Origin of the sequence: Bacillus sp. FSL K6-0268 (assembly GCF_038005425.1) — a bacterium.
GTDB classification, from domain to species: domain Bacteria; phylum Bacillota; class Bacilli; order Bacillales; family Bacillaceae_G; genus Bacillus_A; species Bacillus_A thuringiensis_S.
In genome coordinates this window covers 4,557,048-4,570,000 of sequence record NZ_JBBOTF010000001.1, presented here as the reverse complement: position 1 = coordinate 4,570,000, position 12,953 = coordinate 4,557,048, and the positions used below count along the sequence as shown (strand labels likewise).

Here is a 12,953-nt window from a genome sequence, read left to right as displayed (position 1 = left end):
CTATTATGTATCCACGTGCAAAAGCTTTCGGTCTTGCTGTACATCAAGATCGCCTTCTCGTACAAGAATATTATACAGAAGGCGAAACATATTATCGTCCTCTTGGCGGTTCCATTGAACTTGGTGAAAAATCAGCACATACTGTTATTCGGGAGTTTAAAGAAGAGCTTCATACGGAGATAGAAATCACCAATTATTTAGGTTGCTTAGAAAATGTCTTTCATCTAGATGGGGGCATTGGTCATGAAATCATTCAACTATATTCTTTGCGTTTATTAGACACCTGTTATGAAGTGACCTTTGTCAATAGTTTTTCACCCATAATATTTTTCTTGATGGCATACAAAAGCTTCAGAAATAAGATCTATCGACAGTTAACCACTCTGTTATTCGTGGATTGGTTACCTCAGGTTAATGGTCCGTCGTTAGGCTCTTATAATCTCATTACGTGGTTCACATCTTTTCACATTCTAATAAATAGCTTGTTTATCAGAACTTCAGCTGTGCCAGAAAGGTGTCAACATAGATAGCCAGACCTGTAATTCATTATCTCTGAAGCTCATCTATACCATCAATCGATTGATACTTTGGATCTCTAACTATGAATGCAGCCCCTTCATATCCCTTTTTAATTTTTTAAATTTTTCCTGTTTCTAATCCCCAGATAAAACACCCAAGTTCTCTTGCAATCGCTGTAAGGGCAACATTTCTGGGCTTCCCTTGATACATCATGCGATGATATTTTCTTTGTAACCTTTCTACTGCCCGATCTGCATAGGAAATTACTTCGCTTTGTTGCCCTTTTTGTCTTGCTTTCACTCGTTTCGATTTTAATCCGATTGTTCCTTTTACCAGCGCATTTGCACATTCTACAAGTGTAGACCTAACGGTCGAATTTCCTTGTTTTGTAATCGAACTTCGACTGATTTTCTCTCCACTTGAACTTTCGCTTGGCGTCAATCCTAGATAAGCCATAAATGCTTTAGCTGTGGGAAAACGAGTGAAGTCTGCAATTTCTATATGAACAATCATTGCTGCGGTTGTGTCTATCCCTTTTAAGCATCTTAACTTCGCGACTGGTTCTTCGTATCTTTCACTATGAGATAATTTTTCTAATCTCAGACTAAAGCGCTCAATTTTATCAACTAGAACATCATACTGTAATAGATATTCATCCAACGTTTCTTTAAACAATCCTTGTAAATCAAGATTTTTTAACCATTTCATATAAGCGATTGTCCAGCTTGATTTCCCTTCATACACACAACCCTGCCTTAAAAGGAATGATTTTATCTGTTGTTTCATCTTCTTCAATGATGTTTTAAAATCACTTAGCATGCGGATATACTCTTTCACGGCAACATCCTCTTCTTCTGGAACATATACTTCTTTATAAGTGCCATTCGCTAAATTAAGAGCGATCATTTTGGCATCGAATTTATCATTTTTCACCATTTTATTTTTAGATGAACTATACATTGTTGTTGGAGCTAAAATATCACAATCAATCCCGTTTTGTTCAAGAAGATTATGAAGTGAATACCCTAAACAACCCGCCTCATATCCAGCTTTAATGTTTATATCTTCACCATATTTTGTTTTCAGTTTCTCAACGAATTTTTTTACGAGAGATACATTTGAAGCACATCGTGCTTCTCTTACAATTTCCCCAGTTGTTCCGTGCAGTGCACATAAGCTAAAGCTTTCCTTATGGACATCCATCCCAATATAGATTATATTTTCCATAGTGGCCTCCTATTATCATAGGGTATAAACCCAGTTATACTGTTTGTTTCACTCATTATTATGGGCTAAAATCCCTGACTTGATAATCTAGGAGGTCACTTCATATTATCTCACTATATGAAATGGAAATATTAAATATACAAGATGAGCAAGCAGTAACGTATGCGAAATGGATTCCTATTAAGGCATTCATTCAGAAAGAAAAAATATTATATCCGGATGGTGTTTTAAAATACATCCAAAAGAAAAAAGACGAAATCCTATAGGATCTCGTCTTTCTTTTTATATATTAACCAATATCTCCAAGACGTAGTACGTCACGAGCAATCATAACTTCTTCGTCAGTTGGAATTACGATAATTTTTACTGGAGAGTGTGGGAAGCTGATGAATGCTTCTTCACCGAATACGTTATTACGTTTTACATCGAAGTATACGCCCATGTACTCAAGGCCTTCTAATACGCGCTCACGAATAATCGCACTGTTTTCACCTACACCAGCTGTAAAGATGATTGCGTCTACACCTTTCATACGAGCTGTGTAAGAACCGATGTATTTGTGGATACGGCTTACGAATACATCAAGTGCTACTTTCGCACGGTGGTCGCCTTCTTCTTCTTTCGCAATGATGTCACGTAGGTCACTAGAGTAACCAGTAAGACCTAACATACCACTCTTCTTGTTTAATACGTTAACTACTTCTTCTACTGTTTGGCCTGTTTTTTCCATGATGTATGGAATTAACGCAGGGTCAAGGTTACCAGAACGTGTACCCATTGTTACACCAGCAAGTGGAGTGAAGCCCATAGAAGTATCGATAGATTTACCGCCTTCTACTGCTGCGATACTTGCACCGTTACCTAAGTGACAAGAAAGTAAGCTTAAGCTTTCAATTGGACGACCTAATAATTCAGCCGCACGCTCAGTTACATATTTATGAGAAGTTCCGTGGAAACCGTATTTACGGATGCCGAATTTTTCATAGTACTCATATGGTAAGCTGTATAGGAATGCAGATTCCGGCATTGTTTGGTGGAATGCTGTATCGAATACTGCTACTGCTGGTACGTTTGGTAATACTTCTCGGAATGCTTTAATACCAACAACGTTTGCTGGGTTATGAAGTGGTGCTAAATCGCTTAATTCTTCGATATCAGCTAATACTTCATCAGTAATTAAAACAGAGTCAGCAAATTTTTCGCCGCCGTGAACAACACGGTGACCGATACCGCCAATCTCATCTAGAGATTTAACGATTCCGTTTTCAGTTAATTTTTTAAGAAGCATATTAACTGCTACTGCGTGATCTGGGATGTTTGTAATTTCTTTTTGTTTTTCGCCATCTACAGTAATAGTGAAGATACTATCTTCTAAACCGATACGTTCTACTAAACCTTTTGTTAATACTGTTTCACTTGGCATTTCAAATAATTGGAATTTTAAGGAAGAGCTTCCTGCGTTAATCGCGATGATTTTTGACATCTAGTCTTTCGCCCCTTTTTCTCTTGGTAGTTGTGTGGATGTTTCCACAAACCGCTCGATTTTATCTAATCAAATTTACTAAATATGAAAACGTTTCATCATTAGCAAATTTTATACTCACGATTTTAATTTAAACATCGTCCGACATATATTTCAAGTGAAAAAATTGTAACACCAAGAAAAAATATATATTACAGATTTCAAAAAAATTCAGTTAAATCTAGTATATATTTAAAAATATGACATATTATATAAAACTGTACTACATGAATCACTAACTCTGTTACATATACCCAGCTTTATTTATGTGTTGCAAACCAAGTATTTAATTGATCCATAATGTTCTCCATCGCCTTCATGTTAGAGAATTTAGGCAACTCCACTAATAACGCCTGTTTTGGCATTGTTACATTAGAGCCTTTCTTTTGGAGAACAAATATACTTTTTGCATTTTTCTCGTTTTTAAACATGGAAACAGGAAGCTGTAATAACCCTTGAATAAAGCATGTTTCTTTAATAAATGCATGTAATTTTGGTGCCTGATCACTTTCAAAAATGAAGTTTGGTACTAAGAAGAATAAGTACCCGCCCTCTTTCGTATGTTTCACACTTTGTTCAATAAATAAGTGATGAGCATACGACATTCCTTCATCTGCTTTTAATTTATATTCACTGGCACCGATTTCGTTTGGATAGTAACCAATCGGTAAGTCTGAAACGACTGCATCAACTGGATCGATATAAAGTGGTGCTAGTCCATCTTGATGGAAGAATTCGATTGCATGCTTCTGTAAATTTGCATTTACTAAAGCAAGTTTAATTAGCACTTCATCCACTTCTACACCAAATCCACTCATTGTTAGTCCTTCTTTGGCGCTATTAAACACTGTAGTCATTAAATTTCCTGTTCCAATTGCAGGATCTAAAACTGTAATTTCGTTTTGACCTTGCATAAATTTATGGAATAAGTAACTCATGAACATCCCAACTGCATCAGGCGTCATTTCATGATTCGCTTGTACGCCTTCTTTCATTCCTTTTAAGATGGCTAACTGAAATGCTTTACGAATTTCTTCACCTTTATATGTTTCTTCATTAAACGTACTATATTCACGATTCAGCCTTTCAATTGCTGATTCGGATAATTCCTCTTGTAAAATCGCTCCCTCAAACAAGTTATCACCTGTTTCTACAAGCGCCTCTAAATATGTCACATCTAATTCTTTACGTAAAACTACCGCAGAAGAATCAAAAATAGAAAATAATGTTTCCACTGTCTGACTCACGTACATTCCTCCTTCTCTCTTTTACACATAACTTATATCATACCACAAAGTGATTTTTTCCAAAAAGAAAAAGCGACCTCCTGTAAAGAGCTCCCTCTCAAGTTATATATGATATAACGTTTTTTCTCATATATCGGCACCGTTACGTAGCGATATATGAGAAAAAACGACCTCTTTATAAGAGGTCATTTCCTTCACATTACTTTGCAGATTTAGCTGCTTCTAATGCTGCTTCATAGTTTGGATGGCTTGTACCTTCGCCTACGTATTCTACGTAAACTACTTTGTCATTGCTATCTACTACGAATACTGCACGAGCAAGTAAACGAAGTTCTTTCATTACTAAGCCGTAAGCTTCACCGAATGAAAGGTCACGGTGGTCAGAAAGTGTTACAACATTTTCTAAACCGTTTGCTGCACACCAGCGTTTTTGAGCGAATGGTAAATCAGCGCTAATTGTTAATACTTTTGCGTTTTCAATACCTGCTGCATCTTGGTTAAAACGACGTGTTTGTGCATCACACACACCTGTGTCGATTGAAGGTACAACACTAATTAATTTTACTTCGCCTTTGTATGTTTCTAAACTTACTGGAGATAAGTCGTTTGCTAATACTTGGAAGTTTGGCGCTTGATCGCCAACTTTAACTTCTGTTCCAACTAAAGTCATTGGATTACCTTTAAAAGTTACGTTTGCCACTTGAAAATCCTCCCTTATTTAAACAAAATATGTACAATGTAAATGATAGTTTGTCCCTATCGATAATGCAAATAAAATCGCTTTATTTACAAAAAAATAAAAGAAGCTAACCTATTGATTAGCTTCTTTATTCGTTAAATTTGAAATTCAGGATCATCTTCTTTTCGTTTATCCATCATTTCTTTCACTTTATCAACAGCTTGTGGCGCTAATTCAATTATTTTATCGATGACGTGTGTTTGTTTATCTAAGTGCAATACTTTCACACCATCTCCATTTATAACAAGAAAGGCAACAGGATTAATAGAAACTCCTCCACCACTTCCCCCGCCAAATGGATGACGGCCTGAATGTTCTACTCTACCAAATTCACTTCCACCAGCAGCAAATCCGAAACTTACTTTCGAAACAGTAAGAATTACACTTCCATCTGCCGCTTTAATTGGGTCACCAACAATTGTATTTACATCAGTCATTTGTTTTAAATGCTGCATTGCTGTTGTCATTAAACCTTGAATTGGATGGTCCATTCTATATCCCCCCTATGCTTGAACAGATTTTTCTGTCATACCAGATTTTTGCTGCCTCATAAATATGAGCAATTTCATCGCTGTTTTTATAGTGCGGAATATACGAAAAGATGCTGTTAACTCGCATCTTGATGCAAATCCCTTCCCTTGAAAAACAGGAGTAATTTCAAATTCTGGTACATCGACAATATGCATATATTGTCCGACAACTCCAGCAGCCATACCTTTTGTCCCCCATGCATATCCAGTGACAATTCCAGTACTAGCTGCGTCGCCTGCTCCAATTTGCGTATGCCATTTCCAACCATTGATTTTCACTCGTTTGAGAAAATCTTTAACGATAGTATGAACTTTTTGAAGCCTTTTTATCAGTTCCCCAATACTGTCAAGTTGCGCCATAATTTTATTATCTAGTCCGCCGTCCTCTTCAGCTTTTTCGATTTTCTGTCCTGTCTTTTTCTGCTGTTTTTCAATTCTTTCCAACACATCAAATGTATATCGAATCATCCATATTTTCACTTGAAATAAACATTGCTTTTCCATTTCTGAATATAAAAATGTCACCTTAAGCGATATTTTCGACAATAGTATAAGCAAAATAAAAAGGAGAAGAATTATTATTCCAATTACGAGCCACTTCATACGTATCATCCTTTCACTCCATACCCATTATCGACAAGTTTATTCATCGTTAAACAGAGTTTTATAAGATTGAATATAAAAATTTTTCTAAAAATAAAAAGGTATTTTGACAATTTATATCGAAATATATTATTTGAACATATCATCAGGGAACGGACTCTAATGATATGCAGCACGAAAAACAGAAAATTTAACTGCAGTGGAGGGATACATAATGGCAGATCGTCGCAATTTATTTTTCTTTTATGGTGATGACAAAGCAACGCTCGTTGAAAAAATGAAACCAATCTATCGTATTTTAGAAGAGAATGGATTTACCATATTAGATCATCCAAAAAATGCAAACGCTATCGTCAGTGTTGGAGATGATGCAACCTTCTTACAAGCCGTTCGTAAAACTGGTTTTAGAGAAGATTGCTTATACGCAGGGATTTCTACGAAAGATGAAACTTCGTTCTACTGCGATTTTCACATTGATCACATTGATACAGCCCTTCAAGAAATTACAAAAAATGAAATTGAAGTGCGCAAATATCCAACAATTCAGGTAGATGTAGATCATGGTACATCTTTCTATTGTTTAAATGAGTTCTCATTACGTTCTAGCATTATTAAAACATTCGTTGTAGATGTTCACGTTGATGATTTATACTTCGAAACATTTAGAGGGGACGGTTTAGTAGTTTCTACCCCAACAGGAAGTACAGCTTACAATAAATCATTGCATGGTGCAGTTGTTGACCCACTTATTCCATGTTTCCAAGTAAGCGAACTAGCATCTTTAAACAACAACACTTACCGTACGCTCGGTTCTCCGTTCATTTTAAATCACGAACGTACATTAACTTTAAAACTAAGACCAGACGGTAACGATTATCCTGTTATCGGCATGGATAACGAAGCGCTTAGCATTAAACAAGTGGAAAAAGCTGTTGTACGCTTAAGCGATAAACAAATTAAAACAGTTAAATTAAAAAACAACTCTTTCTGGGAAAAAGTACAAAGAACGTTTTTATAGAATTAAAACAACCGCAGAATTATGGAATTCCATAATTCTGCGGTTGTTTATTTCTCTAACTATTAGTTGCTATTTTTGTCGGTAAGTCGATATATTTCAATAATCGCTCATATATTTTTACATACCTTTTCTATAGACAACTTGGCCATCTATTACGGTCATTTCTGCTTGTACTTCTTTCATTTCTTCTGCCTCAATTTCAAAAATATTACGGTCTAATATCGTAAAGTCTGCTTCATATCCTTTTATAATTTGCCCTCGCTTCGCTTCTTTTCCGATTGCATAGGCACTTCCTGTTGTAAATAGAGAAACAGCCTCATATACCGTTAATCTTTCCTCAGGCATATAGCATACATCGTCAATAAAACTTCTACGTGTAACAGCGCTATATATGCCTAAAAATGGATTCACTTGTTCAATTGGTGCGTCAGACCCACCGTTGCAGCGTAATCCTGCTTCCAGTAACGTCTTCCAAGCGTATGCATAACGAAGACGACGCTCGCCTAGTTTTTCAATGACTGACGGGAAATCTGAGGAAAGAAAGACCGGCTGTATATCGATAATAGCCGACAAGTTTTTCATTCTTTCAATCAACTCTTCACGAGCAAGCTGACAATGAATAATACGGTCACGTAACCCTTTTGCTGGTGGATATAATTCGAGTGCATTAATGACATATTCAAGCGATAAGTCACCGATAGTATGAATCGCAACTGGCATATGTAAGTCTCGTGCTTTCTTCACTAATTCTGCAAGTTCTTCACGTGAGAAAATTGCAACCCCATTCGTTTCCTTCGCATCTTCATACGGTTCACTTAATAATGCTGTTCTTCCGCCAAAAGAACCGTCAGAAAAAATTTTCATTGCCCCAAATTCAATATAATGTTCATTTTCATATTCTTTTCGTTCTTGTGCTACTTCATGATGAACGAGCAAATGTGCTTTAAATGGCATTTCTTTTATAACGTGAGAAAACGCATTATGCGTTTTTCTAAAGCCACCATAGTAATTTAAATCTTCCGTATGCCCGCCAACAAGTCCATATTGCCAACAATCTTTAATCGCTGTTTGCAGAGCTCTTTGTAAATAAGCTTCATCAATTTCTGGCTGAACGTGTTTAATTAATTCTTGCCCTTGTTCATATAAAAGTCCTGTTAACTTATTTGATGAATCCCTGCCAATTTTCCCGCCTTTTGGATTTTGCGTCGCTTCTGTTATGTTCGCTTCTTGCAATATGTATGAATTCACCCATGTAACGTGACGACAAACTCGCTTTAATAAAATGGGATGTTCTTTCGAAATTTCATCTAAATCACGCGCATGAACATCTTTCGTATCTGTAAAGTTATTTTCATTCCATCCTTCTCCAATAACCCAAGATCCCTTTGGTGCTTCTTCCACTCGCTTCTGAACAAGAGTAAGCACTTCACCATAAGATGTACAATTTGATAAATCTAGACGGAGTAATCTCTCCCCATGCCCAATAAGATGCATATGGCTATCAACGAGACCCGGAATCATTGTTTTTCCTTTTAGGTCCTGCAACTTAACGTTTGAATATCTACTTTCTAATTCTTCCTTACTCCCAGCATCAACGATTATGCCATTTTCAACATAAATAGCTTCTACTTTTTCATTCTTTTCTCGCATTGTGTAAATGATGCCGCCATACCAAATTTCTCTCATATATCCCATCTCCTTTATTTTATTGTATAAAAAAAAGCACCATTTCAAAACATGGTGCTTTTCTAAAAATTACTTTTGTTCAGTAGTAGACGTTGTAACTTGCCATTCAATATTAAATTTATCTTTTACTTGTCCGTATGCTGGGCTCCAGAATGTTTCTTGAAGTGGCATGATAACCTCTCCACCTTCTTGTAACTTATCGAATACTTCTTTTGCTTTTTCTGCATTACTAATTTGAATTGCGATTGTTACTTGAGATCCGATTGCATGCCCTTGACCTGGGAATGTATCAGAAATCATAAGATCCGTATTACCAACTTTTAAAGTAGCGTGTAAAACGCGCTCTTTCGCTTCAGCTGGAATCGGGTATTCTGGATTTTCAGGCATGTCACCAAAAGTTTGCATGACTTCTACTTTTGCATCTAAAGCCTCTTTATAAAACTGTACAGCTTCTTGCCCACTACCATCTAAAACTAAGTACGGATTAATACCTAAAATCATACGGACACCTCTTTTTTAAGTTTATAAAATCGAACTTGTGTTCGTTTTTATATTATCATTGTTTTGCATTTCATTCAACTATTTACTTCACTGTTTTCAAAATTATTTTGACGGAATCTCCATCTCTTGTTTTCTAAGTTCAATACGGCGAATTTTTCCAGAAATCGTTTTTGGTAGTTCATCTACAAATTCAATTTTGCGAGGGTATTTATATGGTGCAGTGAGTTCTTTGACGTGTTGTTGGAGTGTTGGAATTAATGTTTCTTCGTTCTTTTCTATATTCTCTCTTAATACGATAAATGCCTTCACGACACTTCCTCGAATTTCATCAGGACTTGCGACAACCGCACATTCTCTTACGTAAGGATGTTTTACAAGCGCATCCTCTACTTCAAACGGCCCGATTGTATAACCAGAGCTAATAATGATATCATCACCACGCCCTTCAAACCAGAAGTAGCCATCTTCATCTTTCTTCGCTTTATCACCTGTAATATAATAATCACCGCGGAATTGCATCGCTGTACGCTCATCGTCTTTATAATATTGTTTAAAGAGTGCCGGCGTTTCAATGTGAACTGCAATATCACCAACTTCGCCTACTTTAACTGGAATACCTTCCTCATTTACGATATCGACGTGGTTACCTGGCGTTGGTTTCCCCATTGATCCTGGTCTAATATCCATCCCTTTCATTACACCAACAAGTAGTGTATTTTCCGTTTGCCCATAGCCGTCTCTTACTGTAATATCAAAGTGCTTTTGGAACGTTCCAATAACTTCTCTATTTAACGGCTCACCTGCGGATACAGCGCTATGTAACGCCTCTAAATTGTACTGGCTTAAATCTTCTACCTTTGCCATTAATCTATACTCAGTCGGTGTACAACAAAGCACATTCACCTTATTATCGTCTAATAAATTTAAATACGTTTTCGGTTCAAACTTGCCGTTGTACACAAATCCTGTTGCCCCTGAACCGAGAGTTGCTAAAAACGGGCTCCAAATCCACTTTTGCCACCCTGGACTAGCCGTTGCCCATACAACATCATTCTCTTCAATTCCGAGCCAATTCGGGGCGCTTGTACGTAAATGAGCGTATGCCCACGCGTGAGTATGAACGACACCTTTCGGGTTTCCTGTCGTCCCTGACGTGTAAGATAAAAAGACCATATCTTCTTTATCTGTTTTCGCCATTTCTAACATGTCACTTTCTGTTTCTAATGCTGTTTTTAAATTGATCCATCCGTCTACTGACTGCTCGCTCAGGACGAATTTTTGAAGAGATTCCATTGCTTCTATATCATCAAACTGTCCAATGTACGGCTCATAGCTTACTATCGCTTTTACTTCGCCATGTCCAATTCGATATTCGATATCTTTTTTACGCAACATTTCCGAACTTGGAATTACGACAAATCCTGCTTTAATCGCAGCGATATACGTCATGTACGCTTCAATTAAACGCGGCATCATAATAAGGAGCTTGTCCCCTTTTTGTAAGCCACTTTTTATAAAAGCGTTTCCAATTTTATTTGCACCTTGCATTAATTCAAAATATGTAACTTCTCGTCTATTCCCTTTATCATCTTGCCAAATTAAAGCAAGCTTCTCTTTATCGTCTGTATATTTCTCTATTTCTGAAACTAAATTATAAGATGGTGGTGCCAACAATTCCTCTCTCTTCATAAACATCCTCCTTTTTCTTTATGCCTCCCTTATATAATAAAGAATTTTCAGTAAATTTTGAACCCTCTTCTTTTGACAATTTTTTTATGCTTTTGTCGAAATGAATTTATACTAATATGAACAACAAAAAGAAAGAGCGAGAGAACCCGCTCTTTCTAAGCCATCATATGGGATTATTTTTGGTAACCGCCTAATTGTTGCTCAGCTAGTGAAACTAGACGTTTAGTGATTTCACCACCAACAGAACCGTTAGCGCGAGCTGTTGCATCAGCTCCAAGTTGAACACCAAACTCTTGAGCGATTTCGTATTTCATTTGGTCTAATGCTGATTCAGCACCAGGAACCGCTAATTTATTTGTGCTACGTGACATGTTGTATCACCTCCTTGTGAGTATAGAGTGTGATAAACAACATGACTTCATACACGTTTTAGATATGGTAATTTATGGTTTTAGAAAAGTTCTTCAAATTTTTCTTCTTCCGCCACTACTTCAACCGTTTGTAATACCATTGTTTCTTTGTTCGCTACAGCTTCTTCGATTAACGGTGTGAAATCGTATTTCGCTTCAAATCGATTTGCTTTTTCACGCTTCGGCTTCGTCGCCGGGCTAGCTGGTGTGAATACTGTACAGCAATCTTCGTATGGACGAATTGAAATATCATACGTGCCGATTTCTTCAGCAATTTTAATAATTTCTAATTTATCCATCGTAATAAGCGGACGAATAACTGGGTAGTTTGTTACTTCGTTAATCGTATGCATGCTATCTAATGTTTGGCTTGCTACTTGTCCAAGACTTTCACCAGTTGTAATTGCAAGTGCGTTACGCTCCTCAGCAATCTGCTCTGTAATACGCATCATCATACGGCGCATAACCGTCATTGAATAGCTAGATGGGATTTCTTTATTAATCGTTTTTTGCACTTCTGTAAACGGAACAAGGTGCAGCGTTACACGTTTACAGTATTTCGTTAACCCTTGTGCTAAATCGATTACTTTTTGTTTTGCACGCTCACTTGTGAAAGGTGGGCTATGGAAGTGAACTGCTTCCACAGATACGCCGCGTTTCATCGTTAAGTACGCTGCTACCGGGCTATCAATACCACCAGAAAGAAGTACCATTACTTTTCCACCAACGCCAACTGGTAAACCGCCAGCTCCTATGTGCTCACCACACATAATATAACTATAACCACTGCGAATTTCTATACGTACATTCACATCTGGATTATGAACATCTACTGTTATATCCTCTGTATTTTCTAAAATGTGCCCACCGATTTCTGGAAGTAACTCCATCGTCTTCATTGGGAAGCGCTTATCAGAACGATGCACTGTAATTTTAAATGTTTTCACATCATCTTTTACTTGTAAGAAAGCTGCTAATGCACCTTTTTTAATGTCTTCTAATTCTGATGGTACTTTCATCGCTAAGTTAAACTTATGAATACCAAATACGTCTTTCAATCTTTCAGAGATTGCCTCATGATCTTCACCGTTTAACTGGATGTACATACGGTCATGCGTTGCATCAATTTTAATGTTTGGGAACTTTTTCAGTTTGAACTTCACGTTATCTTTTAATGTGCTTACAAATTTAGAACGGTTCTTACCTTTTGTCGTCATTTCTCCGTAACGCACTAAAATATATTCATATGTCATCATATTTCT

The 12,953-nt window shown here is 36.8% G+C and carries 13 protein-coding genes and 1 pseudogene; 3 read left to right on the top strand and 11 right to left on the bottom strand.

Annotated features, from left to right (window positions below):
- The first annotated feature begins 5 nt into the window (after positions 1-5).
- Positions 6-530 (top strand): NUDIX hydrolase, encoded by a 525-nt coding sequence (locus MHI28_RS23825; protein WP_340828313.1) that lies wholly within the window; start codon positions 6-8, stop codon positions 528-530.
- Positions 531-636: 106 nt separating this feature from the next.
- On the opposite strand, the gene MHI28_RS23820 is transcribed toward MHI28_RS23825, so the two are convergent.
- Positions 637-1,746: an IS110 family transposase gene (locus MHI28_RS23820; protein ID WP_100909858.1), complete on the bottom strand. Its 1,110-nt coding sequence runs from the start codon at positions 1,744-1,746 to the stop codon at positions 637-639.
- A gap of 110 nt (positions 1,747-1,856) precedes the next feature.
- On the opposite strand from MHI28_RS23820, the pseudogene MHI28_RS23815 reads away from it, so the two are divergent.
- Positions 1,857-2,012: pseudogene (locus MHI28_RS23815) on the top strand (DNA mismatch repair protein MutT); the annotation flags it as partial.
- A gap of 23 nt (positions 2,013-2,035) precedes the next feature.
- Here MHI28_RS23815 and ackA read toward each other — a convergent pair.
- The 5 genes from ackA to MHI28_RS23790 all read right to left on the bottom strand — a co-directional run bounded on the left by ackA (position 2,036) and on the right by MHI28_RS23790 (position 6,396).
- Positions 2,036-3,229 carry an acetate kinase gene (gene ackA, locus MHI28_RS23810; protein ID WP_000034583.1) on the bottom strand — a complete coding sequence of 398 codons (1,194 nt, stop codon included), beginning with the start codon at positions 3,227-3,229 and terminating at the stop codon, positions 2,036-2,038.
- Between the two features lie 299 nt (positions 3,230-3,528).
- On the bottom strand, positions 3,529-4,515 hold the full coding sequence (locus tag MHI28_RS23805; RefSeq protein WP_000084365.1) for a class I SAM-dependent methyltransferase: 987 nt from the start codon (positions 4,513-4,515) through the stop codon (positions 3,529-3,531).
- Between the two features lie 199 nt (positions 4,516-4,714).
- A complete protein-coding gene (tpx, locus tag MHI28_RS23800; RefSeq protein ID WP_000024527.1) occupies positions 4,715-5,215 on the bottom strand; it encodes a thiol peroxidase in 501 nt (166 codons plus the stop codon).
- A gap of 134 nt (positions 5,216-5,349) precedes the next feature.
- On the bottom strand, positions 5,350-5,745 hold the full coding sequence (ytfJ, locus tag MHI28_RS23795; protein ID WP_000350007.1) for a GerW family sporulation protein: 396 nt from the start codon (positions 5,743-5,745) through the stop codon (positions 5,350-5,352).
- A 12-nt stretch (positions 5,746-5,757) separates the two neighbouring features.
- A complete protein-coding gene (locus MHI28_RS23790; protein WP_000620652.1) occupies positions 5,758-6,396 on the bottom strand; it encodes a DUF2953 domain-containing protein in 639 nt (212 codons plus the stop codon).
- A gap of 205 nt (positions 6,397-6,601) precedes the next feature.
- On the opposite strand from MHI28_RS23790, the gene MHI28_RS23785 reads away from it, so the two are divergent.
- A complete protein-coding gene (locus MHI28_RS23785; protein WP_000785183.1) occupies positions 6,602-7,405 on the top strand; it encodes an NAD kinase in 804 nt (267 codons plus the stop codon).
- A 117-nt stretch (positions 7,406-7,522) separates the two neighbouring features.
- On the opposite strand, the gene MHI28_RS23780 is transcribed toward MHI28_RS23785, so the two are convergent.
- From MHI28_RS23780 to thiI, 5 genes are all read right to left on the bottom strand, one after another.
- Positions 7,523-9,091 (bottom strand): amidohydrolase, encoded by a 1,569-nt coding sequence (locus MHI28_RS23780; protein WP_001207086.1) that lies wholly within the window; start codon positions 9,089-9,091, stop codon positions 7,523-7,525.
- Between the two features lie 69 nt (positions 9,092-9,160).
- Positions 9,161-9,592, bottom strand: a complete 432-nt coding sequence (locus tag MHI28_RS23775; RefSeq protein ID WP_000600350.1) for a VOC family protein — start codon at positions 9,590-9,592, stop codon at positions 9,161-9,163.
- A 102-nt stretch (positions 9,593-9,694) separates the two neighbouring features.
- Complete coding sequence (mbcS, locus tag MHI28_RS23770) at positions 9,695-11,281, bottom strand: acyl-CoA synthetase MbcS (RefSeq protein ID WP_000817728.1); 1,587 nt, start codon at positions 11,279-11,281, stop codon at positions 9,695-9,697.
- A 173-nt stretch (positions 11,282-11,454) separates the two neighbouring features.
- Positions 11,455-11,652 carry an alpha/beta-type small acid-soluble spore protein gene (locus MHI28_RS23765; protein WP_000091640.1) on the bottom strand — a complete coding sequence of 66 codons (198 nt, stop codon included), beginning with the start codon at positions 11,650-11,652 and terminating at the stop codon, positions 11,455-11,457.
- A gap of 80 nt (positions 11,653-11,732) precedes the next feature.
- Positions 11,733-12,947 (bottom strand): tRNA uracil 4-sulfurtransferase ThiI, encoded by a 1,215-nt coding sequence (gene thiI, locus MHI28_RS23760; protein WP_000989271.1) that lies wholly within the window; start codon positions 12,945-12,947, stop codon positions 11,733-11,735.
- Positions 12,948-12,953: the final 6 nt, after the last annotated feature.